This window comes from Krasilnikovia sp. MM14-A1259, from assembly GCF_047159535.1.
Lineage (GTDB): Bacteria > Actinomycetota > Actinomycetes > Mycobacteriales > Micromonosporaceae > Actinoplanes.
On the sequence record NZ_BAAGAJ010000002.1, the window covers coordinates 5,933,559 to 5,958,734 of the forward strand.

Annotated in this window: 23 protein-coding genes and 1 pseudogene; 17 read left to right on the forward strand and 7 right to left on the reverse strand. The window is 72.9% G+C overall.

Features of this window, described 5'->3' with window-relative positions:
* Positions 1 to 12: 12 nt before the first annotated feature.
* On the reverse strand, positions 13 to 1,131 hold the full coding sequence (locus tag ACMCNK_RS26975) for an ABC transporter substrate-binding protein (RefSeq protein WP_412741006.1): 1,119 nt from the start codon (positions 1,129 to 1,131) through the stop codon (positions 13 to 15).
* A 201-nt stretch (positions 1,132 to 1,332) separates the two neighbouring features.
* Positions 1,333 to 1,578, reverse strand: a complete 246-nt coding sequence (locus ACMCNK_RS26980) for a hypothetical protein (protein WP_412739143.1) — start codon at positions 1,576 to 1,578, stop codon at positions 1,333 to 1,335.
* Positions 1,579 to 1,632: 54 nt separating this feature from the next.
* On the opposite strand from ACMCNK_RS26980, the gene ACMCNK_RS26985 reads away from it, so the two are divergent.
* Genes ACMCNK_RS26985 through ACMCNK_RS27000 form a run of 4 tightly spaced genes read left to right on the forward strand, consistent with a single transcriptional unit; the run spans position 1,633 to position 6,403 of the window.
* Complete coding sequence (locus ACMCNK_RS26985; protein WP_412739144.1) at positions 1,633 to 4,986, forward strand: nitrate- and nitrite sensing domain-containing protein; 3,354 nt, start codon at positions 1,633 to 1,635, stop codon at positions 4,984 to 4,986.
* Complete coding sequence (locus ACMCNK_RS26990; RefSeq protein WP_412739145.1) at positions 4,983 to 5,396, forward strand: roadblock/LC7 domain-containing protein; 414 nt, start codon at positions 4,983 to 4,985, stop codon at positions 5,394 to 5,396. Before ACMCNK_RS26985 ends, ACMCNK_RS26990 begins: the two co-directional genes overlap by 4 nt.
* 43 nt (positions 5,397 to 5,439) lie before the next feature.
* Positions 5,440 to 5,802 (forward strand): DUF742 domain-containing protein, encoded by a 363-nt coding sequence (locus ACMCNK_RS26995; protein WP_412739146.1) that lies wholly within the window; start codon positions 5,440 to 5,442, stop codon positions 5,800 to 5,802.
* Complete coding sequence (locus tag ACMCNK_RS27000; protein ID WP_412739147.1) at positions 5,783 to 6,403, forward strand: GTP-binding protein; 621 nt, start codon at positions 5,783 to 5,785, stop codon at positions 6,401 to 6,403. The genes ACMCNK_RS26995 and ACMCNK_RS27000 overlap by 20 nt, the downstream gene beginning before the upstream one ends.
* Before the next feature lie 11 nt (positions 6,404 to 6,414).
* Here the strand turns inward: ACMCNK_RS27000 and ACMCNK_RS27005 are convergent, their stop codons facing one another.
* Complete coding sequence (locus tag ACMCNK_RS27005) at positions 6,415 to 7,560, reverse strand: uroporphyrinogen-III synthase (RefSeq protein ID WP_412739148.1); 1,146 nt, start codon at positions 7,558 to 7,560, stop codon at positions 6,415 to 6,417.
* A gap of 642 nt (positions 7,561 to 8,202) precedes the next feature.
* Between ACMCNK_RS27005 and rplM the strand changes: the two genes are divergently transcribed.
* From rplM to glmM, 3 genes are all read left to right on the forward strand, one after another.
* On the forward strand, positions 8,203 to 8,646 hold the full coding sequence (rplM, locus tag ACMCNK_RS27010; protein WP_412739149.1) for a 50S ribosomal protein L13: 444 nt from the start codon (positions 8,203 to 8,205) through the stop codon (positions 8,644 to 8,646).
* 20 nt (positions 8,647 to 8,666) lie between these two features.
* Positions 8,667 to 9,164 (forward strand): 30S ribosomal protein S9, encoded by a 498-nt coding sequence (gene rpsI, locus ACMCNK_RS27015; protein WP_412739150.1) that lies wholly within the window; start codon positions 8,667 to 8,669, stop codon positions 9,162 to 9,164.
* 241 nt (positions 9,165 to 9,405) lie between these two features.
* Positions 9,406 to 10,755: a phosphoglucosamine mutase gene (glmM, locus tag ACMCNK_RS27020; protein ID WP_412739151.1), complete on the forward strand. Its 1,350-nt coding sequence runs from the start codon at positions 9,406 to 9,408 to the stop codon at positions 10,753 to 10,755.
* A 33-nt stretch (positions 10,756 to 10,788) separates the two neighbouring features.
* Here glmM and ACMCNK_RS27025 read toward each other — a convergent pair whose 3' ends face one another.
* Complete coding sequence (locus ACMCNK_RS27025; RefSeq protein WP_412739152.1) at positions 10,789 to 11,976, reverse strand: pyridoxal phosphate-dependent aminotransferase; 1,188 nt, start codon at positions 11,974 to 11,976, stop codon at positions 10,789 to 10,791.
* 20 nt (positions 11,977 to 11,996) lie between these two features.
* A complete protein-coding gene (locus ACMCNK_RS27030) occupies positions 11,997 to 13,022 on the reverse strand; it encodes an MmpS family transport accessory protein (RefSeq protein WP_412739153.1) in 1,026 nt (341 codons plus the stop codon).
* 415 nt (positions 13,023 to 13,437) lie between these two features.
* Between ACMCNK_RS27030 and glmS the strand changes: the two genes are divergently transcribed.
* A complete protein-coding gene (glmS, locus tag ACMCNK_RS27035) occupies positions 13,438 to 15,318 on the forward strand; it encodes a glutamine--fructose-6-phosphate transaminase (isomerizing) (RefSeq protein WP_412739154.1) in 1,881 nt (626 codons plus the stop codon).
* Here the strand turns inward: glmS and ACMCNK_RS27040 are convergent.
* Together ACMCNK_RS27040 and ACMCNK_RS27045 are read right to left on the reverse strand one after the other, a co-directional pair.
* Positions 15,305 to 16,885, reverse strand: a complete 1,581-nt coding sequence (locus tag ACMCNK_RS27040; protein WP_412739155.1) for an alpha/beta hydrolase — start codon at positions 16,883 to 16,885, stop codon at positions 15,305 to 15,307. The genes glmS and ACMCNK_RS27040 overlap by 14 nt on opposite strands.
* On the reverse strand, positions 16,882 to 17,163 hold the full coding sequence (locus ACMCNK_RS27045) for a hypothetical protein (protein ID WP_412739156.1): 282 nt from the start codon (positions 17,161 to 17,163) through the stop codon (positions 16,882 to 16,884). Before ACMCNK_RS27045 ends, ACMCNK_RS27040 begins: the two co-directional genes overlap by 4 nt.
* 174 nt (positions 17,164 to 17,337) lie before the next feature.
* Here ACMCNK_RS27045 and ACMCNK_RS27050 point away from each other — a divergent pair, with 174 nt between their 5' ends.
* The 9 genes and pseudogenes from ACMCNK_RS27050 (at position 17,338) to tsaD (ending at position 25,165) form a co-directional block, all read left to right on the forward strand.
* The gene (locus ACMCNK_RS27050) at positions 17,338 to 17,706 is read left to right on the forward strand and encodes a holo-ACP synthase (protein ID WP_412739157.1); all 369 of its coding nucleotides are present in this window, start codon (positions 17,338 to 17,340) and stop codon (positions 17,704 to 17,706) included.
* A gap of 86 nt (positions 17,707 to 17,792) precedes the next feature.
* Entirely contained in the window at positions 17,793 to 19,244 is a 1,452-nt protein-coding gene (locus ACMCNK_RS27055; protein WP_412739158.1) for an NAD(P)H-hydrate dehydratase, read from the forward strand.
* 32 nt (positions 19,245 to 19,276) lie between these two features.
* Positions 19,277 to 20,386, forward strand: a pseudogene (gene alr / locus ACMCNK_RS27060) (alanine racemase); the annotation flags it as partial.
* Between the two features lie 314 nt (positions 20,387 to 20,700).
* Positions 20,701 to 21,723 (forward strand): alpha/beta fold hydrolase, encoded by a 1,023-nt coding sequence (locus ACMCNK_RS27065; protein ID WP_412741007.1) that lies wholly within the window; start codon positions 20,701 to 20,703, stop codon positions 21,721 to 21,723.
* Complete coding sequence (gene tsaE, locus ACMCNK_RS27070) at positions 21,720 to 22,322, forward strand: tRNA (adenosine(37)-N6)-threonylcarbamoyltransferase complex ATPase subunit type 1 TsaE (RefSeq protein ID WP_412739159.1); 603 nt, start codon at positions 21,720 to 21,722, stop codon at positions 22,320 to 22,322. Before ACMCNK_RS27065 ends, tsaE begins: the two co-directional genes overlap by 4 nt.
* Positions 22,323 to 22,333: 11 nt before the next feature.
* Positions 22,334 to 23,017, forward strand: coding sequence for a uracil-DNA glycosylase (locus ACMCNK_RS27075; RefSeq protein WP_412741008.1), 684 nt, complete (start codon positions 22,334 to 22,336; stop codon positions 23,015 to 23,017).
* 9 nt (positions 23,018 to 23,026) lie between these two features.
* Positions 23,027 to 23,683 carry a tRNA (adenosine(37)-N6)-threonylcarbamoyltransferase complex dimerization subunit type 1 TsaB gene (gene tsaB / locus ACMCNK_RS27080; protein ID WP_412739160.1) on the forward strand — a complete coding sequence of 219 codons (657 nt, stop codon included), beginning with the start codon at positions 23,027 to 23,029 and terminating at the stop codon, positions 23,681 to 23,683.
* Positions 23,683 to 24,120: a ribosomal protein S18-alanine N-acetyltransferase gene (gene rimI, locus ACMCNK_RS27085; RefSeq protein ID WP_412739161.1), complete on the forward strand. Its 438-nt coding sequence runs from the start codon at positions 23,683 to 23,685 to the stop codon at positions 24,118 to 24,120. Before tsaB ends, rimI begins: the two co-directional genes overlap by 1 nt.
* Positions 24,113 to 25,165, forward strand: a complete 1,053-nt coding sequence (gene tsaD, locus ACMCNK_RS27090; protein ID WP_412739162.1) for a tRNA (adenosine(37)-N6)-threonylcarbamoyltransferase complex transferase subunit TsaD — start codon at positions 24,113 to 24,115, stop codon at positions 25,163 to 25,165. Before rimI ends, tsaD begins: the two co-directional genes overlap by 8 nt.
* The last annotated feature ends 11 nt before the right edge of the window (positions 25,166 to 25,176 follow it).

A 25,176-nucleotide genomic window follows, 5' to 3' on the forward strand; every position in this document is an offset into this window, starting at 1 on the left:
GGCCCGGGACGGTCAGCTCAGCAGGCGCCACCGGCCGCTGCGGGCGACCAGCAGCGTCAGCGCCTGCGGCATCAGGCCCGAGTGGTTGTCCGGCGTGAGCCGGATCGGGCCGGACAGCCCGTCGATCTGCGAGGTCTCCAGGATGTCGCGGATGCGCTCGCGGTTCGGGCCCGCCTGGGTGACCGCGTCCGCGACCAGGTCCACCGCGTCGGCCGCGAACGCCGCGACCCCGGAGTAGCTGCCGTACCGCGACGTGTAGTCGCGGAACCACTGCTTGCGGGCCGCCTTCGCGGGGGTGGTCGCGATGACGTCGTCGATCGCGAGGGTCTGGGTGAACACCATCGTGGCGTCGTTGGTGGCCTGCGCCGCCTCGCTCGGGATGAACAGGTCCCCGGCCGCCGCCGCGTCGAAGTACATCCGGCCGCCGAACTTCGCGGCCTTCGCGCTGGTCGCGGCGCCGGTGGCCTGGTCGGGTGCGGTCCACACGACAAGGGCGTCCGGCTTGCTGTCGACGAGCATGCCGACCGCCTGGCTGACGTCGGTCGCGCCCGGCCGGACCGTACGCGACTCGGTGACCGTGATGCCCGCCTTGGCCAGCGCCGCCGACATCACCTGCTGGCCGCCCCGGCCGTACAGGTCGTCGGAGTAGAGCATCGCGATGCTCTTGGTGCGGGTCCGCTGCAACTCGGCCACCAGAGTCGCCGCGCTGTCCGTGGGGTTGGGGCCGAGCTTGAACACGTACCGCCGCTCGGCGACCGGGGCGCTCACCTCGGCGGCGGCGGCCAGAGCGATGGTCGGCACCCGCTTGTCGTTGATCGTCTTGGCCGCGTCGACCACGCACTCACTGCAGGACCCGGTCACGATCGTGGCGACCCGGGCGTCGTCGGCCAGCGTACTGATGTTGCGCAGCGACGAGGTGGCATCCGATCGGTTGTCCTGGACGCGCAGCACCAGCCGGCGGTCGCCGAGCTGGCCGGATGCGTTCACCTGTTCGATCCTGAGCTGCAGGGCGCGGGCGTACGCCGAGTCGATCGCGGAGCCGGTCGCCAGATCGGCGCCGATCACGACCTCGGTGGGGTCACCCGCCTCGTCGCCGGAATCGCAGCCGACCATCGTGGCAGCGAGCAGCATCGATGCGATCAGGGGCGCCGTCACGCGGCGGGGGAGCCTCACTGGATGCCTCCTCGAAGGCGGGCGCAGGGGGAACGGGCCAACGGTGTCCGGCGTGGAGCATGCGATCACGGACACGCTGTCCGTCCAGGCGCGCCAAACCTTGCCAACGTGAAGGTTGCAGGTCAAGCCGTACCTAGCGGTCCACGCGGGACGGCTTTCTCACATAGTGGTTGGAATCATGAACAGCGAGCAGCACAGACGGAACTCGATGTGCTGGGCGCCCGCATATTCGTGCACGTCAAAGCGGATGGAGTGTCCATTGTCGATCCGCGTGAACCATTGCGGAGTGACAATCAAACGTGTTTCCGGAAAGTCTCGGCCTTCCCAAACACGCTCGGGTTCTGATGAAATCGCGGCCGTGCCGCGTGTGACACCTCCCTTGCCGCCCGTAGTGGAGGGCCTCATGACGCGAGCATCCGGCCGGCGCGCAGATGCGGGGACGATCACCGAGGAGATGTCGTGAGCACCGGTTCTTCGGCCCAGCCTGCGACCCGTACCGGCCCCGGTGCCCGGCGCAGCGGCGGCTTCCTCCGGCTGCGCGACGTGCGCATCCGGTCGAAACTGGCCCTGATCCTGTTCGTACCGCTGCTTGCCGTGCTCGGGCTGGCCACGGTTCGCCTGGTCGACGTCGGCGGGCGGGCGTACGACGCGGCCCAGGTCGAGGACCTGACCCGGCTCTCGACGGACATCTCGGAGCTCACCCAGGCCCTGCACGCCGAGCGGATGGCCGCCGCGGAGTTCCTGGCCGACCCGGCCGCCAAGCCGGACGCGTACAACGCCGCGATCGCGAACAGCGACGACCGCATCGACCGGTACCGGGTGAACCGGCAGGCCCTCGGGGAGCCCCCGGCCGCCGTGAAGGAGCGGCTGGACCGGATCGACGACCACCTGCGGACCATGGACGCCACCCGAAAGAAGGTCACCGACCGCGACGAGATCGCGGTCTCCGAGGCCGTGCTGCGGTACAGCGTGGTGATCACCGACCTGGTCGGCTACGGCGAGGCGCTGAGCCAGTTCGCCGGGGACGGGGCGGTGGCGGACAGCCTGCGCGCGCTGTCCGCGTTCAGCCGGGCCAAGGCCGGCACCGCCGAGCAGGAGGCTGTCGCGTACGCGGCCCGCGTCTCGGGCGACGTCAGCGCCGAACAACTGTCGTCGTTCATCGCCACCCAGACCAGCCAGCAGGAGGCGCTGCTCGCGTTCTCCCTGGTCGCCTCGCCCGCCCAGCGTGCACTCGTGAACAGCACGGTCACGGGCGACGCGGTCAACCTCGCCGACGGGGTCTCCACCCGGCTGACCCGTTCCGACGCGGTGCCACCCACCGACATCACGCAGTCGTTCGGCGCGGTCGTCGACCTCATGCGCTGGGCCGAGCAGCGGCTGGAGTCGGACATCGTCGCGCAGGCCGGCGCCGCCAGCGCCGCCGTGACCCGGCAGGCGGCCGTCGAGGTCGGGCTCGTCCTGCTCACGCTGATCATCGCGATCGCGCTGGCGGTCGTGCTGGCCCGTTCGCTGAACCTGTCGCTGCGCCGGCTGCGCGAGGGCGCGCTGGCCGTGGCGAACCGGGACCTCCCCGACGCGGTGGCCCGGCTGCGCGACGAACGCAACCTCGGCGACGGCGGCGTCGACGACGTGGTCCGCCAGGTCCGCGACCCGATCCAGCTCGCGAACCGCGACGAGGTCGGCCAGGTGGCCCAGGCGTTCAACGTCGTGCACCGGGAGGCCGTCCGGATCGCGGCCGAGCAGGCGGCACTGCGCACCAGCGTCTCGGTGATGTTCCTCAACCTGGCCCGGCGCAGCCAGGCGCTGGTCGACCGGATGATCGGCGAGCTGGACCTGATCGAACGCGGCGAGGAGGACCCGAAGCGTCTGGCCCAGCTGTTCGAGCTCGACCACCTGGCCACCCGGATGCGCCGCAACGACGAGAACCTTCTGGTCCTCGCGGGCGCCGACTCCAGCCCGCCGCGTCGCGAGGACGCGCTGCTGGTCGACGCGCTGCGGGCCGCGCAGTCCGAGGTGGAGCTGTACAACCGGATCGAGTTCGGCACGGTCGACACCGACATCTCCGTCACGGCGCTGGCGGTCAACGACGTCGTCCGGCTCATCGCGGAACTGCTCGACAACGCGACCCGTTTCTCCCCGCCCAACACGATCGTGGTCGCCGACGGCCGGCGCATCCGCGACTACGTGGTGGTCCAGGTCGAGGACCGCGGACTCGGCATGACCGACGAGCAGATGGACCAGCTCAACCGGCGGCTGGCCGAACCGCCCACGGTGGACGTCGCCGCGTTCCGGCTCATGGGCCTCGCGGTGGTGGGCCGTCTGGCCGCCCGGTACGGCATCAAGGTCGAGCTGCGTGCCAACCTGGAGGGCGGCACGGTCGTGCAGGTGACGCTGCCCAGCAGCATCGTCGTGCTGCCGAACCGCTCCCTCGACCAGCCCGTGCGTGGCTCCCGGCCGTACCAGCTGGACGGTGGGCCCGGGTGGCCGGACACGGTCGCGCGGACGAACGCCGAAACGGCGATCCTGCCCGCCATCGCACCGGAGCCGTGGCAGCCGGACGGCGTCGAAGGGATGCTGCGCGCCGGTACGGGCGAGTTGTCCCCGCGGCCGCCGCTGCCGACCCGGGTGGCTCAGCCGATCGAGGCGGCCCCCGCGGCATCGGCCCCGGCGGCTCCCGCGGTGAGCGCCGCGACCGATGCGTTCGCCGCAATCGGCTCGCCCACGGCGGCCCTGCCGACGCTGCCGCAGCTGGAGCCGCCGGTGGCGCTCGGCTTCCTCACCCCGGACGGGCACCGGGTCCCGCAGCAGCAGCGGCCGGTCAGCCCGAACGCGAACGGGTGGGGCGCCGCGCTGGCCGCGATGCCCAAGCCGCCGCCCCCGCCGCCGCCCGCGCCCGTGGAGGAACGCGCCGAGGCGCCGATCTTCCTGCAGATGCAGGCCAGCTGGTTCCGGACCCACGACGGCGACTCCCCGGAGGAGTGGGGCATGCCGACCGCGGGGTACGCGCCTCCGCCGACCCAGGCGACCCAACCGGCCTCGGCGGCACAGCCGACTCCGGCGGCCCCGGCAACTCAGCCGGCCTTGGCGGCACCGCCGGCTCAGCCGTCGCCGCCCGTGCCGGCCTCGACGGCCGGAGGCGCGGCGTCGACATCGCGCGCTCCGGGCGCGGTGAACGGCGCCCCGGCGGCCGCGGCCGCTCCGACCGCCGGTCCGACTCGGGACCGGTCGCCCGCTGGAGCGTCGGCGCAGGACGCGGCCGGCGGGGGAGCCCGCGAGCCGTTCGAGCGGGCGGAGGGCGTTGCGCAACCGGACGCCGGGACCGCGGTCGCCCGGCGCAACGGTGCCCGGCCCTCCGCGCCGGACAAAGACCCCGCTGCCTGGCCCCCCGTGCCGGATGTCGACCAGGCTGCCCGGCCCGCCGCGGTCGACGGGCCCGACACCGCCGATCCGGCAGTCCGCGCCCGGCCCGCCGCAGCCGACGCGGAGCCCGGCGGGCTCCCCGAGGTGCCGCGGCCCCGTGCCGCCGCCGAGGACGCCTGGCGCACGGCCGCGGACGACGGCTGGCAGCGGGCCATGGCCGCGACGGCGCCCCCCGACGCCGGCACCACCCGCTCGGGCCTGCCCAAACGCGTACCCCAGGCCCAGCTGGTGCCGGGCGGGGTGCAGACCGGCCCACGCAACCAGCAGCGACGCAGCCCAGACGAGGTACGCGGGCTGCTGTCCGCGTACCACCGTGGTGTGCAACGCGGGCGTACGGCCGGCAGTGCCGAGACTGCCGCCGCCGCCCTCGCCCCGAAGGAGAACCAACTGTGACCAGGCCCCCCACCATGCAGGACATGGGCTGGCTGCTGACCAACTTCGCGGACAGCGTCGCGGGGATCGCCCACGTCGTGGCGGTCTCCGCCGACGGCCTGCTGCTCGCCTCGTCCCGGGACCTCCCTGGGGACCGGGCCGACCAGCTGGCGGCGATCACGTCCGGCGTGGTCAGCCTGACCGACGGCGCGTCCCGGATGTTCAACGCCGGGCAGGTGCAGCAGACCATCATCGAGATGGACAGCGGATACCTGTTCCTGATGTCCATCAGCGACGGTTCGTCCATGGCGGTGCTCGCCGCCCGCAGTTGCGACGTAGGCCAGGTCGGGTACGAGATGGCGCTGCTGGTCGAACGCGTCGGGGCGGCTCTGGTCCCCGCGCCTCGCGAAGCGGTCGGACACCAGGTCTGACATCGGCCCGCAGCGCGCCGCAACCGGAGGGAGGTGACCGCACGTGGAAACGCCGCACGATCCCCGCGGGGCGCTGGTCCGCCCGTACGCGGTCACCCGGGGCCGTACCGAGCCGCGCCGCGAGATTCCCATCGAAGCGGTCCTGGTCGCCAGCCAGAGCGCCGTTCAGGAGGCCCGGTTCGCCGGGCACGACAAGTACCGCATCGCGCTGATGTGCGAGCCGCGGGCGCTGTCGCTGGCCGAAATCGCGGCGTATCGCGGGCTCCCGCTCGGGGTCGCCCGGGTCCTGGTGGCCGACATGGTGACCGACGGGCTGCTGTCGCTGCACAGTGCCGTTCCCAAGGAAGGCTTCACGGAGCGGATGGACCTGCTGGAAAGGGTGTTGAGTGGACTTCGCAAGCTCTGAGCGGGCGGGGGCGCAACCCAAGGAGATCACCTCCGCGAAGATCGTCGTGGCCGGCGGGTTCGGCGTCGGCAAGACGACGCTCGTCGGTGCGGTGTCCGAGATCGAACCGCTGACCACCGAGGCCGTGATGACCGCGGCCGGTCAGGGCATCGACGACTCGTCGAAGGTGCCGGGCAAGGAGACCACCACGGTCGCCATGGACTTCGGGCGGATCACGATGGCCGAGGACCTGATCCTGTACCTGTTCGGCACTCCGGGGCAGACGCGGTTCTGGTTCATGTGGGACGAGCTGATCCGGGGCGCCGTGGGCGCGGCGGTGCTCGTGGACACCCGGCGGATCGCGGACGCGTTCGCACCGCTGGACTACTTCGAGAACCGGCACCTGCCGTACCTGGTGGCGTTGAACTGTTTCGACGGTGCCCCCCGGTACGAACCCGAGGAGGTCCGTGAAGCCCTGGCGATTTCGGCGCACGTACCGTTGATCATGTGTGATGCCCGGCACCGCGACTCGGTGAAGCAGGTCCTCGTGGGGGTGGTGGAGCACGCCATGGCGACGCTGGTCGCGGAGCACGGGCGGGGCCACCCCGCACCCGTGGGGTGACCGGCCGGTGGTCAGGCGGACAGGCGATAGCCGCGCTTGACCACGGTCTGTACCACCCCGGGGGCGCCCAGCCCGGCGCGCAGCCGGGCCACGGCCATCTCCACCGCGTGCTCGTCGGCCCCGCGCGGCAGGGCGTGCAGCAGGGAGGCCCGCGACCGCACGCGGCCGGGGGTGGTGGCCAGCGCCCGCAGGACCGCCATCGGGGCCGGCGCCAGCAGGCGCAGTTCGCCGTCGACGATCGCGGCGTGCCCGCGCAGGGTCAGCGAATGGCCCGCCGCCTGCAGCTGGACCGCCCGCTTCGGCAATTCGTCGACGATGATCCGGACGAGCGCGCTGAGCCGCGCCCGGGCCGGCGCAACGACCGGGATGTCGTACCGGCGCAAGGGTGCGGCCGTGACCGGACCGACGCAGGCCGCCATGACGTCGGTCCGCAAGGCTTCCAGGACCGTGTCGGCGCCCGTCCCGGCCGCGCGCAGCAGCGCCGCGACCGCCGGCGCCGAGGTGAACGTCACGGCGTCGACGAGCCGGGCGGCGATCAGGTCGACAAGTCTGTGCAGCGGGGCCGGGTCGGCCGGGGGCGCCCAACGGTGGACCGGTACCTCGATGACGCGCGCGCCCGCGGCCTCCAGCGCCGCCGTGTACTCGGGCTGGCTTTCGCCGTGCAGCTGCATCGCGACGGTCAGCCCGCCGACCCCGCGGGCGGTGAGGTGGTCGATCACCTCGTCGAAGCTCTCGCCGTCCGGCGACCACTGGTCCTGCAGGCCGGCCGAGCGCACCGCGGCGCGGGCCTTCGCGCCGCGGACGACCAGATACGCGCCCGCGAGCGCGTCGCGCAACAGGTCGGCCAACCCCCACCCCTCGGCAGCCTCCAGCCAGCCACGCATCCCGATCCCGGTGCTGACCAGTACGACGTCGGGGGGATCGGCGAGGCAGGCGCGGGTGGCGGCGCGCAATTCCGCGTCGTCGGCGATGGGGATGGTGCGCAGCGCGGGGGCCAGCACGATCCGGGCGCCGCGGTCGCCGAGCTGCTCGGCGAGCTCGTCGCGGCGGCGGTCGGCGGTGACCCCGATCGTGTAGCCGGACAGCACCGCCGTCGGCTCCGCGAGCGCGGCCGCGGCGCGGATCGTCCTGCGTGTCGCCCCCGTTCGGTCCGTCATGTGGGAACTGGCCCTCCCCTGACAAGCCGCGGCGTGGCCGGCCGGTCCACCGAAGGGCACGGCCGGAATCCGCCGTCCTCAGCGTCGACCCGCTCCCAAGTCACGCCTGCGTTGTCCGCCGTACCTCCGACCGGCGCACGCCGCGGCCTCTTCTCGCCGATCCGGTGCACCGGCTCGGCGTACGCCCCCAGGTCCGTCCTCAACCCTGGCGGCGGGTTCCGGGTGGTGCGGTGACGCCGGGCGGCGCCGGGCCGGTGCCCGGTCCGCGTCGTCGAGATGTCCGCACCGCGTGCCATGACCGAAGCGTGCCGGTGGGTGATTTCGGCCTCAAGTCCCGTTTGTTTCGAGCCTGCTAAGAGGCATCGATCACGGCTCGGGGCGCCGGACGGCGCCCCGCGGCCCGGCGTGCCATCGGCGCGGGTTATGATGTCCGGCGGTACGTTAGGGGGTCCCGTCGTCCGGCGAGACACCCACCCGCGATGGGCGGTGACTGTGGGCCGTTTTGACCACACACTGCGCAGGCGGGTAACGTTGCCTGCTGTTGTGCGACAGCTGACGAGCGTACCCGGCGGGTAGGCTTGACGTTCGTGCCCGCTACGACCAGCGCGCGCCCCCAGACCGACGACGAGACAAGGTAATTCTGTGCGTACGTACAGCCCGAAGCCGGGTGAGATCGAGCGGCAGTGGCACGTCATCGACGCTTCTGACGTCGTTCTGGGCCGCCTTGCCACCCACGCCGCCAACCTGCTGCGCGGCAAGCACAAGCCGACGTTCGCTCCGCACGTCGACACCGGCGACTTCGTGGTGATCATCAACGCGGGCAAGGTCGCGTTGACCGGTAACAAGCGCCAGACCAAGGTCGCCTACCGCCACTCCGGCTACCCGGGCGGTCTGAAGCAGGTCGGCTACGAGGAGCTGCTGACCAAGCGCCCCGAGAAGGCCGTCGAGCTCGCGGTCAAGGGCATGCTCCCGCACAACAAGCTGGCGCGGCAGATCATCAAGAAGCTGAAGGTCTACCCGGGCGCCGAGCACCCGCACGCCGCGCAGCAGCCGAAGCCGTTCGAAATCACCCAGATCGCGCAGTGAGCGCGGGAGAAGGCAGCAGCATGTCCGACATCATCGAGCCCGAGGTCGTCGAGACCGTCGAGGAGCCCGCTGAGACGGTCGTCGTCGTCGAGACGCCCGCGCCGGCCCCGGTCCGCGCCCCGCGTCCCGGTGACCGTCCGATCCAGACCGTCGGCCGCCGCAAGGAGGCCATCGTCCGGGTGCGTCTCGTCGCCGGCACCGGCAAGATCGTCTGCAACGGCCGCGAGCTGGAGCAATACTTCCCGAGCAAGGTGCACCAGCAGCTCATCCGCGAGCCGCTGACCACCGCCGAGAAGGCCGAGCACTTCGACGTCATCGCGAACCTGCGCGGTGGCGGCATCACCGGTCAGGCGGGCGCCCTGCGCCTCGGCATCGCCCGCGCCCTCGTCGCGAACGACGGCGACGACCGTCCGGCCCTGAAGAAGGCCGGCTTCCTCACCCGCGACGCGCGGGTCAAGGAAAGCAAGAAGTACGGCCTCAAGAAGGCCCGTAAGGCTCCGCAGTACTCGAAGCGCTGATTTTGCGCCGCTTCTGACGAACGGCCGGGTGCCCCTCACACGGGGTCGCACCCGGCCGTTTCGTGTTTGCTGCTCCGCCGGTCACGTCCCGCCCCGTCGTCACCGGCCGTCGTCCCGCACCACCGTTCCGGGCCTGCGATCCCCCTCCGCTCACCGGGCCCGGCCGCCATTCTCCCCACCAGCCCTCCCGATCCCGGTTATCGTCCGGACGGGTCCAGGGCACCGGCGAAAGGAAGCCGCAATGGCTCGTCTCTTCGGTACCGACGGCGTACGCGGACTCGCGAACGGCGATCTCACTCCGGAGCTCGCCCTGTCGGTCGCGGTCGCGGCCGCCCGTGTGCTCATCGAGAGCGACCGCAGCCACCAGCCCCTCGCGATCGTCGGGCGCGACCCACGCGCCAGCGGCGAGATGCTGGAGGCCGCGGTCGTGGCCGGACTCGCGAGCGCGGGCGCCAACGTCGTCCGGGTCGGAGTGCTGCCCACCCCGGCCGTCGCGTACCTGGTCGGGCAGGCCAACGCGGACCTCGGGGTGATGCTGTCCGCCTCACACAACCCGATGCCGGACAACGGGATCAAGCTGTTCGCCCCGGGCGGCCACAAGCTCCCGGACGAGCTGGAGCAGCGCATCGAGGCGGCCATCGCCGACGGGCACGGCCTGATCGGCCGCCCCACCGGCGCCGGGATCGGCCGGGCGCACGACCTGCTGGATGGCGGCGAGCACTACATCAAGCACCTGGTCTCCTCGCTCCCGCACGACCTGACCGGGATCAAGGTCGTCGTCGACTGCGCGAACGGGGCTGCCAGCGAGGTCGGACCGGTCGCGTACCGGGAGGCGGGCGCGGAGGTCATCGCCATCCACGCGGCCCCGGACGGCGTCAACATCAACGACAACTGCGGCTCCACACACCTCGAGGAGGTCCGCGCCGCCGTCCTCGCCGAGGGCGCCGACCTCGGCCTCGCGCACGACGGCGACGCCGACCGCTGCCTCGCCGTCACCGCGTCCGGCGACGTCGTGGACGGCGACCAGATCATGGCGATCCTCGCGCTGGCCATGCGCGACGCCGGGACGCTGAGCGGCGACACCCTGGTCGCCACGGTCATGAGCAACCTGGGACTGCGACTGGCCATGAAGCAGGCCGGAATCCGGCTCGTCGAGACCAAGGTCGGCGACCGCTACGTGCTGGAGGAACTGCAGAGCGGCAAGCTGGCCCTCGGCGGTGAGCAGAGCGGGCACATCGTGATGCCCGCGTACGCCACGACCGGCGACGGCGTCCTGACCGGCCTGCACCTGACGGCGCAGATGGCCGCCACCGGCAAGAGCCTCGCCGAGCTCGCTTCGGTCATGCACAAACTGCCGCAGGAGCTGATCAACGTACGGGTGGCCGACCGCCAAGCGGGCGCGGCGGCCCCGACGGTGCAGGCGGCCGTGGCCGAGGCCCAGCGGGAGCTGGGCGAGACCGGCCGGGTGCTGCTGCGACCCTCCGGCACCGAGCCCCTGGTGCGGGTGATGGTGGAAGCCGCGACCCAAGAACAGGCGCGGGCCGTCGCGCAGCGCATCGCCGACGAGGTACGGGCGGCCAGCCCCGCCTGATCGTTGCTGGGGCTGCCCCGTCGCCTCCGCCGTTCAGGCGAGCGTGCGCAGGCGGCGGGCGGCCTCGTCGATGACCTCTTCACGCTTGCAGAAGGCGAACCGGACCAGCCGCCGCCCCGCGTCCTGGTGGTCGTAGAACACCTGGGTCGGGATCGCGACGACCCCGCAGCGCTGCGGCAGCGACCGGCAGAACTCGACGCCGTCGGTGCCGCCGAGCCCGGAGATGTCCGCGGTGACGAAATACGTGCCCTCGGACGGGAGCACCGCGAACCCGGCGTCGGCGAGCCCGGCCACCAGGCGGTCCCGCCGACGCTGCAGACCGTCCCGGAACGCCGCGAAGTAGTCGTCGGGCAGGCCGAGGGCCACCGCCACGGCGGGCTGCAGCGGGCCGGCGTTGACGAACGTCAGGAACTGCTTGACCCGTAGTACCGCGGAGACCAGCGTGGCCGGGCCGGTGACCCAGCCGACCTTCCAGCCCGTACAGGAGAAGGTCTTGCCCGCGGACGAGATCCGGATCGTGCGCTCCCGCATGCCCGGCAGGCCCGCCAGCGGAACGTGCGGGGTGGCGGCGTCCGTGAAGACGAGATGCTCGTACACCTCGTCGGTCACGGCATAGACGCCGCGCTCGCGGCACAGGTCGGCGATCAGCGCGAGCTCGTCCGCGGTGAACACCTTGCCGGTCGGGTTGTGCGGCGAATTGAGCAGGATCAGGCGGGTGCGGGGCCCGAACGCCGCCCGGAGCTCGTCGGGGTCGAACCGGTACCGGCCGTCCGTACCAGGACGCAGTGTCACCGGTCGCCGGACCGCGCCGGCCAGGGTGATCGAGGCCGCGTACGAGTCGTAGTACGGCTCGAAGCACACCACCTCGTCGCCGGACTCACACAACGCGAGGATGCTCGCCGCTATCGCCTCGGTGGCCCCGGCCGTCACCGCGACCTCGGTGTCCGGGTCCCGGGTCATGCCCCAGAAGCGGTGCTCGTGCGCCGCGATCGCGGCCCGCAGGGCGGGGATGCCGGGCAGAGGCGGGTACTGGTTCGCGCCGGACCGCAGCGCGTGTTGCGCCGCGTCCAGCATCTCCGGCGGGCCGTCGGTGTCCGGAAAGCCCTGGCCGAGGTTGACGGCGCCGGTGCGAACCGCGAGCGCCGACATCTCGGTGAAGATCGTGGTGCCGAACGGGCGCATGCGGCCGACGAGCGGGTCGGCCGGGATCGACGTCGTCACGGCGCCAGCCTACGGGGCGGTCACAGGATCAGCTTGTTGCAGGACGCGGTCGCGAACGTGCCCTCCCGGGTGCTCTGTGCGACCTCCTCGCCGTCGACCGTGGCCCGGCAGCTGATGGTGCCCGAGGTGGTGCCGTTGCGAACTGCGGTGACCGACACCAGGGTCGAGCCCTTCATCTTGACCTTCTTGTGCCACGGGAGCTTGACGTTGTGCTCCCGTTCGGGCGTCTCGCCAAGCTTCTTGGTGAAGAGGATTTCGGCACGGCCGTCTCCGGTGACCTCGTACTCGACGGTGATCTCCCGGTCGTTGGCGCCCGGCAGGTTGGGCAGGTCGGTCGGCAGGTCGGTGGGTATGCCCGTCGGCAGGTCGGTCGGGAGGTCCGTGGGCAGGTTCGGGACCTTGGGAACGTCCGTGGGCAGGTCGGGAAGCGCCTCCTTGGCCTTGTCGGCGACCCGGTTGACCGCGAGGACGCCGGCCGTCACCGCGCCGCCGCACAGCAGCAGGGTCACCGCCAGGATGACCGCGATGATCGGTGCGTTGCTGCGCCGCGGCGGAGGCTGGCCGTATCCGGGTTGGCCGTAGCCGGGCGGGCCGTATGCGGGCTGGCCGTAGCCCGGTGGTGGATAGCCCGGCTGGCCGAAGCCCGCGGTGCCCGGTGGGGTGTATCCGGAGGGCGGCTCGTAGGCCGACCCTGATGCGGCGGTGACGGTGGGGAATTGCGACGTCGGCGGGTACTGCTCCGGACGCACCTGCGGCAATGACGCGAAGCCGGGCTGGAAGGCCGGGGGCTGCGGAGGCTGGTGGGCCTGCGCGTCGCCGGGTGCCGGGCTCGGCTGGGCGGCGAGGGGGTCGCTCGACGGCGGGTACGCCTGCGGGGACAGCGCGTCGCCCGACGGCGACGCCCACGGGTTTCCGGACACCGGCGCGGGCGTGGTGGGGTCGCTCGGCACCAGGGCGGTCGGGTCGTCGGACGCAGCCCTTGGCGCGTCGTCCGGCGTGGGAGGATCCGACGGCTGCTGGGGGTCTGAGGGCAGATTGTTGCTCAAGATTCTCTCCCGGTGCGCGCGCATCGTCGGCGGTAGCCGACGGTACGCCTGTCTCGCCAGCGCTGCGCAGGGACGTGACCCCCGCCGCATCGGGGCCCTGGTCCCGTGGCCGGAGCGGCCCGAGAGGCGTGGCCGAAGTGGCCCAGGGTGGCGTGGGCGGTGCGACCGAGGTGGCCCAGGGTGGCGTGGGCAGTGCGGCCGGGATGGGTGTGGGTGGTGTGGCCCGGGTGGCGCGGCCGGTATGGCCCGGGGGACGTCGGCGGAGTGGCCCGGGGCGCGTGGCCGTTCCGGCCGTGAGGGGGGTGGGCCGGGAAGGTGTGCGGGCTGCCCGAATGGCCATTTCGCTCAGGGTCGATGCGTGAAAGTGGCTACTTCGAGCAGGACGCGTGAGCGGTCGTCCGCTACGCTGCCCCACATGTGTGGGATCGTGGGATACGTAGGCAGCCGCCCAGCGCTCAGCATCGTCCTCGACGGGCTGCGGCGTCTGGAGTATCGGGGGTACGACTCGGCCGGGGTGGCCGTCATCAGCAACGGAGCCGTGCGCATGGAGAAGCGCGCGGGCAAGCTCGCCAACCTGGAGAAGGCACTCGCCGAACGCGGCGCCGACGGCATCGCGACCGGTTCCACCGGCATCGGGCACACCCGATGGGCCACGCACGGCGGCCCGACCGACCGCAACGCCCACCCTCATCTGTCCGCCGACGGTCGCGTCGCGGTGATCCACAACGGCATCATCGAGAACTTCGCCCGACTGCGGGCCGAGCTCCAGGCCACCGGCGTCGAGTTCACCAGTGACACCGACACGGAATGCGCCGCGCACCTGCTCGCCGCGGAGATGCGGGAGCTGCGCGCTGCCGGCGCGGAAGGGCCGCAGGCCCTCGCCGAGGGCATGCGGCGGGTCTGCCGCCGCCTCGAAGGTGCCTTCACGCTGCTGGCGGTGGACGTCGCGGTGCCGGATGCGGTCGTGGGCGCCCGGCGAAACTCCCCACTGGTCGTGGGCCGAGGCGAGGGGGAGAACTACCTCGCCAGCGACGTGTCCGCGTTCATCGAGCACACCCGCGAGGCGGTGGAACTCGGCCAGGACCAGGTCGTCCTGATCACCCCGGCGGGCATCGAGATCACCGACTTCGACGGGCAGCCGTCCATCGGCAAGGACTTCCACATCGACTGGGACGCCTCGGCCGCCGAGAAGGGCGGGTACGAGTACTTCATGCTCAAGGAGATCGCCGAGCAGCCCCAGGCGATCCACGACACCCTGCTCGGCCGGCTCTCCGAGCGCGGCGAGATCATCCTCGACGAGGTGCGCCTCACCGACCAGGACCTGCGCGACGTCGACAAGGTGTTCATCGTCGCGTGCGGCACCGCCTACCACTCCGGCCTGGTCGCCAAGTACGCCATCGAGCACTGGACCCGCATCCCGTGCGAGGTGGAGCTCGCCAGCGAGTTCCGCTACCGGGACCCGGTGCTCGACCGCTCCACCCTGGTCGTCGCGATCAGCCAATCCGGCGAGACCATGGACACGCTGATGGCCCTGCGGCACGCCAAAGAGCAGAAGGCACGTGTACTGGCGATCTGTAACACCAACGGGTCGACGATCCCGCGGGAGTCCGACGCGGTCCTCTACACCCACGGCGGGCCGGAGATCGCGGTCGCGTCCACCAAGGCGTTTCTCACCCAGCTCGTCGCGTGCTACCTGATCGGCCTGCATCTCGCCCAGGTGCGCGGCGTCATGTACGCCGACGAGGTCGCCGCCGTCGTCTCCCGGCTCATGGAGACCCCCGACCGCCTGCGTGAGCTGCTCGACACGATGGAAGGTGTCCGGCAGCTCGCCCGCGATCTGAAGACGGCCTCCACTGTGTTGTTCATCGGCCGCCATGTGGGCTACCCGGTGGCGCTGGAGGGCGCGCTGAAGCTCAAGGAGCTCGCGTACATGCACGCGGAGGGGTTTGCGGCCGGTGAGCTCAAGCATGGCCCGATCGCGTTGATCGACCAGGGCACCCCGGTGGTCTGTGTCGTGCCGTCGCCCGCGGGTCGCGGCGTGCTGCGCGACAAGGTCGTCTCCAACATCCAGGAGGTCCGGGCCCGGGGAGCCCGCACGATCGTCATCGCCGAGCAGGGCGACGAGGCGGTACGGCCGTTCGCCGACCACCTCATCGAGGTGCCGCGCACCCCGACCCTGCTGGCCCCGCTGATGACCACGGTGCCGCTGCAGGTCTTCGCCTGCGAGATCGCCTCCGCCCGGGGCCACGACGTCGACCAGCCGCGCAACCTGGCCAAGTCGGTCACTGTGGAGTGACATCGCGCCCCACAGTGATGTCTGTGATCGCATCCAGCGCCGGGCGGCCTCGGTCCCAGTAGCCGAGGTGCCCGGCGTCGGCCTGGCTGGCGAAGACCCGTGCACCGAACCCCGGATCGCTCGGGTTGTGCCCGAACCACAGGTCGTCCTCCGGGCGGCCGAACGCCTGCACGGCGAGGCCGGGCAGCACCGCCGTAACGGCGGCGCCGCCGACCAGGGAGCGTGGCGACACGGCGGCGTACTGGATGATGTCCGACCGCGAGGTCGACGACCACACGTGCCCGGAGGGGACGCGCAGCGCCGCGGCGGAATCCACGCCGACGCCCGGGGAACCGACGAAGACCACGTCGTCGGCGGCCAGACCCGGGGTGGCCGCGGCCCGTCCCACGACCAGGGAGCCGTAGCTGTGCCCGAGGACGGTCCGGTGCGCCGGGCCGTCCTCGTGGGCGGCGTCCAGTCCGTCCTGGAACCGGCGCAGGCGGACAGCGCCCGCCTCCGCCCGGCCCCGGCCCGCCGCCTCGTCCACGAAATCCGGCGCGTCGTAGTCCAGCCACAGCACCGAGCTCGTCGCGGCGGCCGGCGCGAGCTCCGCCGCTCTGGTCGCGACGCGTTCCGCGTGCTGCAGCTCGCCGCCGTAGGAGGCGAGGTCGGCGGTCATGCCCGGCACATGAGTCAGGACGTGGTCGGCCCGGTCCGGGTCGCCCAGAGCCACCACGGCCCGGCCTTCCTCCGCGAGGTCGAGGCGCAGCAGGTACGCCCGTGGCCCGGCCCCGTCGGCGAGGCGGTCGGTCAACGCAGCCAGCCCGTCCCGCAGCCCGCGCAGCCGCGCGCGCTCGGCGCCGTGGGCGCCCGCGAGCGCCCGGTCGAGCTCGGCGCGGTGCTGCTCCAGCAGGAGCCGGTTGGCCACGTCCCGATCCGCGGCGGGCAGGCCGTCGAGCGGAGCGACCTGAGCCGGATCGGTGGCCGTCAGCCACAGCTGCTGGGCCGGTGTCAGCGCGTCCCACCAGGCGCGGATCTCGGCGGGTGAGGCGGTGCACGACGGCTGGGCCGCCTCCCGCGGCAGCGGTGCCGGGACCGGACCGCCCGGGCTGCCGGCGAGCGGGCCGACCGCGGCGCTGAGCTCGTTGAGCCTCTGGGTGGCCAGACCGTCCGCGGCGGCCGCGGTCGTCAGCGCCGCCGCCAATGCCGCGGCCGCCTCTGCATGATCCTGACCGCCCCGCAGGGTGCCGTCGTCGTCGATGCGTGCTCCCACCCGCCGCGCCGCGGCGAGCGCCGTGGCCAGCAACATCCGGGCGCGGGTCAGCGCTGCAGCGAACTCACTCAATGCCTGGTCCGCCCGGTAACAGGCCACCCGGAACACGTCCAGCCCGCGGCGCAGCCGCGTCAACCGGGCGAGCACACTGAGCGCCGCCGCACCGGACCAGCCCGCAGGCAGCCGGGCCGTGTGGCGGCCCAGCTCCGCCGTCCAGAGGCCGGCCGAATCCGCGCGGGCCCGCCACTCGAGCGCCGCCGCGGCCCAGCGGGCGGGGTCGGTGGCCCGGAGCCGGGCAAAGGTCGCGGCGCTCATCCCAGGGCGGCGAGCCGGGCGGCGGCCCGGGCATCGGCGTCGTCGTACGCGTCCGCGGTGGTACGAAGGTCGTGCCCGGTCGCCGCGAGGCCGTCGGCGATCGCCGAACCGAACCGGTGGGCCTCGCCGGCCAGGGCCACCACCGCACCGCAGGTGTCCCACCGCGGCACCGTCACCGGGGGTGGGGGCTCGACGCCCGCGGCGACCCGGGCGCCGGTGGCGGCCACGTCGCGGGCCACGCGGCGCACCTCGTCGGTATCGACTTGCAGATCGAACATCGTCGGCAAACCTTCCGGCCGGGAATGGGACGGACCGACCGTAGGGGTCGGGTGGGACGGAAATCGTGGTCCTGTGGACAGCCGGCTCCGCCCGTACGGGTGGCTGTCCACAGGCCTTGCCCCGACGGGCCGTGAACCTCCGCTGCGGCGCCTGTGACCACTAGGGTTGGTGCTGTGATCGTGTCTGTCGGCATCGACGTCGTCCTGGTGGATCGTTTCGCCAAGGCCCTGGAGCGGACGCCCCTGCTGGCGGATCGGTTGTTCACGGATTCGGAGCGGCTCACCCCGTCGGGCAACCCGCGGTCGCCGGAGTCGCTGGCCGCACGATTCGCGGCAAAAGAGGCGGTCGCGAAGGCGCTCGGGGCGCCCGCCGGGCTGCGCTGGCACGACTGCGAAATCGTCGCCGACCCGGACGGGCGGCCGTGGTTGACGGTTTCCGGTACGGTCGCCGCGGTTGCCGCGGAGCGCGGGGTGAACCGCTGGCATCTGTCCCTGTCGCACGACGGCGGGATCGCCTCGGCCATGGTGGTCGCGGAGGCCTGACCTGCGAAGACGGCGGCCGCTGGAAAATTGTCGGACCCGGGGCATACAACTGGCGCGACGGCGCGACACCGAGGGCGAGGAGCACGATGCGGCAGGCGTGGCGGGTGGCGGAGGTCCGAGCGGCCGAGCAGTCGCTGATGGCGACGTTGCCCGAGGGCACGCTCATGCAGCGGGCCGCTGCAGGGCTGGCCCGTCGGTGCGCGTTGCTGCTCAAGGAGCGGGGCGGGGTCCGCGGCGCGCGCGTGCTGCTGCTGGTCGGCAGCGGCGACAACGGCGGTGACACGCTGTATGCGGGGGCGGCACTGGCCGCTCGCGGTGCGGCGGTGCGGGCGCTTCTGCTGCGGCCGGACCGCGTGCACCTCGCGGGTCTCGCCGCGTTGCGCCAGGCCGGCGGTTGCACGGTCCGGGAGCTGCCCGAACACGTCGATCTCGTGGTGGACGGCATCGTCGGTATCGGTGCCAGCGGTGGGCTTCGGCCGCCCGCCACGCAGCACCTGGCCCGGCTCGGGAGCCTGCGGGCCCGCGACGGCAGCCGCCCGCCGGTGGTCGCGGTCGACGTGCCCAGCGGTGTCGCGGTCGACACCGGCGACGTCCCCGGCCAGGCGGTCACCGCCGACGTCACGGTCACGTTCGGGTGCCTCAAGCCCGCGCACGTGGTCGGCCCTGCGGCCGCCCGTGCCGGCCACATCGAGCTGGTCGACATCGGACTCGGCCCGGCGCTGCGCGGCGATCCCGCGGTCCGCGTCCCGGACGCGGCCGACATCGCCGGGTGGTGGCCGCATCCGGGACCGGCCTCCGACAAGTACTCCCGCGGGGTCATCGGTGTCGCCACCGGCTCCGCCCGATATCCCGGCGCTGCGATCCTCTCGGTGGCCGGCGCGCTGCGCGGCCCCACCGGGCTGATCCGGTACGCGGGCAGTGCGCACACCGAGGTGGTCCGCAGTCATCCCTCCGTCGTTGCGGTGCCCCGGGTGGCGGATGCCGGCCGGGTCCAGGCCTGGGTGTGCGGCTCGGGCCTGGGCACGGACGAGGACGCGCGCACCGAGCTGCGCACCGTCCTGGCGGCTCCGGTCCCGGTCGTGCTCGACGCGGACGCGCTGAATCTGCTGGTGGGCGGCCAGCACGCCACCGACCTGCGCCGCGACGCCCCTCTGGTGATCACCCCGCACGACGGCGAGTTCGCCCGGCTGGCGGGCGAGGCGCCCGGCGCGGACCGGATCGGCGCGGCGTCCAAGCTGGCGGCGTGGATCAACGGGGTCGTGCTGCTCAAGGGTGACCGCACGATCGTCGCCACGCCCGCCGGAGAGGTGTGGGTGAATCCGACGGGCACCCCGGCGCTGGCCACCGCCGGCAGCGGTGACGTCTTGGCGGGTCTTCTGGGTTCGCTGCTCGCCGCCGGGCTGGCGCCTGAGCGGGCCGCGGTCGCCGCCGCGTACGTGCACGGGCTGGCCGGGCGACGTGCCGCCCTGGACGGGCCGGTCACCGCCTCGGATGTGGCGGCCGCGCTGCGGCCCGTGCTCGCCGACCTGCTGGCCTGATGTCCGCGATACCGCTCAGTAGGCTGGGGCCCATGTGGCAGGCCGAGGTCCGGATCGATCTGGACGCCATCCGGGACAACGTGGCAACCCTGCGCGCCAGGACCACCGCAGAGATCATGGCCGTGGTCAAGGCCGACGGGTACGGGCACGGCATGCTGCCCGCCGCCCGCGCCGCGGTGGCAGGCGGCGCGACGTGGCTTGGGGTGTGCACCCTCGACGAGGCGCTGGAACTGCGACGCGGCGAGGTCCGGGTGCCGGTGCTGGCCTGGCTGGTTGCTCCCGGGATGCCACTGGAACGGGGCATCGCCGCCGATATCGACCTCAACGTGGCCAGCACGGATCAGCTGGCGGAGGTGATCGCGGCCGTGCGGACCGCCGGACGGCCGTCCCGGGTGCACGTGAAGCTGGACACCGGGCTGGCCCGTGGCGGCGCGCCGGTCGCCGAGTGGCCGCACCTGCTCGAGGCGGTGGGCAAGGCCCAGGCCGACGGCGAGGTGGAGGTCGTCGGTGTGTGGAGCCACTTCGCGTGCGCCGACGTGCCCGGACACGAGTCGATCGACCGGCAGCTCGCGGCGTTCGCGGAGGGCCTGTCGCTCGCCGAGCGCTATGCGATCACCCCGCGGTACCGGCACATCGCCAATTCTGCGGCGCTGCTGACCCGTCCCGACACCCACTACGACCTGGTCCGGGCGGGGCTCGCGGTCTACGGTCTGTCCCCGCTGCCCGGGGAGCACTCGGCCGGGCTGCGGCCCGCGATGACGGCCCGGGCCCGGGTCTCGCTCACCAAGCGCGTCCCGGCCGGGCAGGGCGTGTCGTACGGGCTGACGTACGTGACGTCCCGCGAGGCGACCCTGGCGCAGGTGCCGCTCGGATACGGCGACGGGGTTCCGCGGCACGCCTCGAACGTGGGTCCGGTCCGGCTTGCGGGCCGGAACCGTACCGTCTCGGGTCGGGTGTGCATGGATCAGATCGTGGTCGACTGCGGCGACGACCCGGTCGCGCCGGGGGATGTCGCCACGTTGTTCGGGCCCGGTGACGACGGCGCGCCGACCGCCGACGACTGGGCAGAGGCGGTCGGCACGATCAGCTACGAGATCGTGACGCGATTCGGCAGCTCCCGCGTGCCGCGGGTCTACGACGGAACGGCCGGCGTGCCCGAGACTGCCGCCGCCGCCCACGGCGCCCACGGCACCGAGACCGCCCACGGCGCCGAGACCGCCCACGGCGCCGAGACCGCCCACGGCACCGAGACCGCCCACGGCACCGAGACCGCCGCCGGTCCCGAGGCGGTCGGCTCCGAGGACGCCGGCCCCGGGACGGCGGGTTCTGACGTCGCCGGTTCCGGGACGGCGGGTTCCGGGGCGGCGACCGGGGAGACGTCCAGGTGAGCAGTCAGCAGCCACGCCGGTCGGCCACCTCGCGCCGCCGGGCGAAGACGGTCGGGCTCGTCGGTGCCGTGCTCGGTGTGGCCGCGGCCGGCGTCGCCGCGGCAGTCGCCACGGAACGCGCGATCGTCCGCAAGTCGGTCACCGCGCCGGGCGACCCGTACGTGAACGAGCCGTTCGGCGACCAGCCGTTCGACCGGGAGCTGACCGTGACCGCCGAGGACGGCACGGACCTGCATGTGGAGATCGTCGAGCCGCGGGTGGCGGGCAACCGGCCGACGATCGTGTTCGTGCACGGGTACGCGCTCGACATGGGCACCTTCTACTTTCAGCGCAAGGCCCTCGCCGAGCAGGGCGAGTACCGCATGGTCTTCTACGACCAGCCGGGTCACGGCCGCTCCGGCCTGCTCACGTTCGGCGACTACGACATCGCCGCACTGGGGCGCTCGCTCGCCGCGGTGCTGGACGCGGCCGTGCCGGACGGGCCCATCGTCCTGGTCGGTCATTCCATGGGCGGCATGACGATCATGGCTTTCGCGGAGCACTATCCACAGTGGTTCGGCAGCCGGGTCACCGGTGTGGCGCTGATTTCCACGTCCGCGAGCCTGATCGACAAGACCAAGATCGGTATTCCTACGCTGCTGGCCCGGGCCAGTGCACCGTTCTTCCCGGTGTGGGGCGGGGCGGCGCGGATCGGCGGCGGCGCCATCGACCGTGCGCGGCTGGCCGCGTCGGATCTCGCCTGGCTGCTGACCCGCCGGTACGGATTCGGCGATCCGCGCCCGAGTGCCTCGCTGGTCACGTTCGTGGAGTCGATGAATTCCAAGACGTCGGTCGAGACGCTGACCAAGTACCTGCGCACCCTCTACACCCACAGCCGCTTCCCCGCACTGACCCCGCTGGGCGGGGTGCCGGTGCTGGTGATCGTGGGCACCAAGGACTACCTCACTCCGGTGGCCCATTCGGAGGAGATCCTGAGGCACCTGCCGGAGGCCAGACTCATCAAGATCGACAACAGCGGCCACGTCGTGATGCTGGAACGGTCCGACCAGGTCAACGCCGCCCTGGAAGCGTTCCTGGAGGCGATTCCGTGAGCCTCACCGGCATCAGGCTGGCCACGGTGGACGACACCCGGGGCTTCGGGCGCCGACTCGCCGCGCTCCTGCACCGCGGCGACCTCGTGCTGCTGACCGGTCCACTCGGCGCGGGCAAGACCGCCCTGGTCCAGGGCATCGGAGCGGGCCTGGGGGTCCGCGGCGACATCACCTCGCCGACGTTCGTGATCGCCCGGGTGCACCGGCCGGACCCGGCGCACGGTGGCCGGGTCGCGCTGGTGCACGCCGATGCTTACCGGCTGGGGGATGCGGCCGACCCGCGGGCCGAGATCGACGATCTCGACCTGGACGCGTCGGCGTCCGACTCCGTCACGGTCGTCGAGTGGGGCGAGGGCCTCGCCGAGCAGCTCAACGAGGAGTACCTCCACGTGCGGATCGCACGCCACGACGACGACACCCGGACGGTGGACCTCGTGCCGCACGGTGGCGCGTGGGCGGACAGGCTGGAGGGCGGCTTCAGCTCCGCGGAGGTCGCGGGCGGCCAAGGCCCGGACGCTGGCATCGGCGCACACCCCGCGCCCGGGACGGAAGGACTGGCCGCCGATCCGGCCACGACGATGGAGAGGCTGGATTCGTGAATCTGATCGGGATGCTGCCCGACGACTGGCGTGCCGAACTGGAACCACTGCTCGACGCGGACGCCACCGCGGCCCTGGGCGAGTTCGTCGCCGAGCAGTACCGCGACCACACCATCTACCCCCCGATCGAGGACCTGTTCGCCGCGTACCGGTGGTGCCCGCCGGGGCAGACCCGCGTGCTCATCCTCGGCCAGGACCCGTACCACGGGGCGGGACAGGCGCACGGGCTCAGCTTCAGCGTTCGCGCCGGGGTCCGCATCCCGCCCTCGCTGCGCAACGTGTTCTCCGAGCTGGCCGACGACCTGGGTGTCCCACCCAGCAAGGAAGGGGACCTGACCGGCTGGGCGCGCCAGGGCGTGCTGCTGCTCAACGCGGTCCTGACGGTCCGCGCCGGCGCGGCCGCCTCGCACGCCGGCAAGGGCTGGGAGGCGTTCACGGACGCGACCATCCGGGCCTTGAACGCCCGTTCCGAGCGGGTGGTCTTCCTGCTCTGGGGCGGGTACGCCCGCAAGAAGGCCGCCCTGGTCACCAACCCGGCGCACGTCGTGCTGGAAGCGGGCCACCCCAGCCCGCTCAACCCGCGGGGCTTCCGCGGGGCCCGGCCGTTCAGCGCGGCGAACCAGGCGCTGACCGAGGCGGGCCGCCCGACGGTCGACTGGGATCCGCACGTCGTTGCCCCAGAACCCGCCGGTTAGGGTGTTGACGTGCTGGTTCTCGCGCTGGACACCTCCACGCCCGCGGTCACGGCCGCCCTGGCGGAGGTGACCGACGACGGCATGCGGGGCGTGGCGGAACGCCGTACGGTCGATCCGCGCGCCCACGGTGAGCTGCTCGCCCCGCAGATCGCGACGCTGCTCGCCGACGCGGGTGTGACCCCGCGCGAGCTGGCCGCGATCGTCGCTGGGCTGGGGCCCGGCCCGTTCACCGGCCTGCGGGTCGGTCTGGTCACCGCCGCGGGCATGGCGCAGGCGCTCGGCATCCCGGCGTACGGGGTGTGCTCGCTGGACGCGATCGGCCGTGCCGCAGGCCCCGGCCGGGTGCTGGTCGCCACGGATGCGCGCCGGCGTGAGGTGTACACCGCCACGTACGCCGACGGCATCCGCACGGCGGGGCCGGACGTGGCACGGCCGGCCGACGTGGTCGTCGCTGCGGACCGCGCGGTCGGCGAGGGGGCACTGCAGTACAGCGAGGTCTTCGGCGTGCCGATCGACGACCGGCTGCTCTATCCGCCCGGCGAGGCATTGATCGCGCTGGCCGCCGATCGGGTCCGCACCCGTGCGCCCCACGAGGCGCTGACCCCGTTGTACCTGCGCCGCCCCGACGCGGTCGCCTCCGCGGTGCGCAAACCCGTGCTGCGGTGATGCGGCTCGAACGCTTCCGCTGGTGGCACGTCGAGCAGGTGCTGCCCATCGAGGGGGACCTGTTCGGCGCGGAGAAGTGGTCCGCGGCCATGTTCTGGAACGAACTGGCCCAGCGCCATTTCTATCTGGTGGCCACCGAGGACGACGCGGTGCTCGGGTATGCGGGACTGGCCGTCATGGGCCCCGACGAGTCCTGGGTGCAGAACATCGCGGTCCGCCGCGACGCGCAGCGCCGAGGGGTCGGCCGGGCTCTGCTGGAGGCGCTGCTCGGCGAGGCGCAGCGGCGTGACGTCCACAAGATGCTGCTGGAGGTCGCTGTGGACAACACGCCGGCCCAGCGGCTCTACGCGACGTACGATTTCGAGCCGGTCGGTATCCGCCGCGGCTACTACCAACCCAGCAACACCGACGCCCTGGTGATGATGCGTAATGCCTGACGAGCCCCTGGTCCTCGGGATCGAGACCTCCTGCGACGAAACCGGTGTCGGCATCGTGCGCGGGCACACGCTGCTCGCCGACGCGCTCGCGTCGAGTGTGGACGAGCACGCACGTTTCGGCGGGGTGGTGCCCGAGGTGGCCAGCCGCGCCCACCTGGAGGCGATCGTGCCGACCATGCAGCGGGCGCTCGACGACGCGCGCGTCACGCTCGCCGACATCGACGCGATCGCGGTGACGGCCGGGCCGGGCCTGGCGGGGGCGCTGCTCGTCGGGGTCGCCGCGGCCAAGGGGTATGCGCTGGCCGCCGACAAACCCGTGTACGGCGTCAACCATCTCGCTGCCCACGTTGCCGTGGACACGCTGGAGCACGGCCCCCTGCCCGAACCGGCCGTGGCACTGCTCGTGTCCGGCGGGCATTCGTCGCTGCTGCTCGTCGACGACCTGACCGCCGGGGTCACCCCGTTGGGCGCGACCATCGACGACGCGGCGGGGGAGGCGTTCGACAAGGTGGCGCGGCTGCTCGGCATGGGTTTCCCGGGCGGGCCGGTGATCGACCGTACGGCCCGGGACGGTGACCCGGCAGCGATCACGTTTCCGCGTGGCCTGACCGCGCCGAAGGATCTGGCCGGGCACCGCTTCGACTTCTCGTTCTCGGGCCTGAAGACGGCCGTGGCGCGCTGGGTGGAGGCGCGGGAGCGGGCGGGGGAGCCCGTACCGGTGGCGGATGTGGCGGCGAGTTTCCAGGACGCGGTCTGCGACGTGCTCACCGCCAAGGCGCTCGATGCGTGCCGCGTACACGGGGTGCAGACCCTGGTCATCGGCGGCGGGGTGGCGGCCAATTCCCGTCTGCGCGTGCTCGCCGAGGAACGCGCGGCCAAGCTGGGCATCCGGGTCCGGGTGCCCCGCCCCGGCCTGTGCACGGACAACGGCGCGATGGTGGCCGCGCTCGGGTCGCATCTGGTCGCCGCGGGCGTCGCACCGAGCCGCCTGGACCTGCCCGCGGATTCGGCGATGCCATTGACCACCGTCGCGGTGCCCGGGTGACCTATCCTCAG

Coding starts and splice junctions, on each gene's coding strand:
- rpsI (WP_412739150.1), top strand. CDS start 8,667: ATGTCCGACATCATCGAGCCCGAGGTCGTCGAGACCGTCGAGGAGCCC.
- tsaD (WP_412739162.1), top strand. CDS start 24,113: ATGCCTGACGAGCCCCTGGTCCTCGGGATCGAGACCTCCTGCGACGAA.
- glmS (WP_412739154.1), top strand. CDS start 13,438: ATGTGTGGGATCGTGGGATACGTAGGCAGCCGCCCAGCGCTCAGCATC.
- ACMCNK_RS27045 (WP_412739156.1), bottom strand. CDS start 17,163: ATGTTCGATCTGCAAGTCGATACCGACGAGGTGCGCCGCGTGGCCCGC.
- ACMCNK_RS27055 (WP_412739158.1), top strand. CDS start 17,793: ATGCGGCAGGCGTGGCGGGTGGCGGAGGTCCGAGCGGCCGAGCAGTCG.
- glmM (WP_412739151.1), top strand. CDS start 9,406: ATGGCTCGTCTCTTCGGTACCGACGGCGTACGCGGACTCGCGAACGGC.
- rimI (WP_412739161.1), top strand. CDS start 23,683: ATGCGGCTCGAACGCTTCCGCTGGTGGCACGTCGAGCAGGTGCTGCCC.
- ACMCNK_RS26980 (WP_412739143.1), bottom strand. CDS start 1,578: ATGAGGCCCTCCACTACGGGCGGCAAGGGAGGTGTCACACGCGGCACG.
- ACMCNK_RS26975 (WP_412741006.1), bottom strand. CDS start 1,131: ATGCTGCTCGCTGCCACGATGGTCGGCTGCGATTCCGGCGACGAGGCG.
- ACMCNK_RS27040 (WP_412739155.1), bottom strand. CDS start 16,885: ATGAGCGCCGCGACCTTTGCCCGGCTCCGGGCCACCGACCCCGCCCGC.
- ACMCNK_RS27005 (WP_412739148.1), bottom strand. CDS start 7,560: ATGACGGACCGAACGGGGGCGACACGCAGGACGATCCGCGCCGCGGCC.
- ACMCNK_RS27075 (WP_412741008.1), top strand. CDS start 22,334: ATGCTGCCCGACGACTGGCGTGCCGAACTGGAACCACTGCTCGACGCG.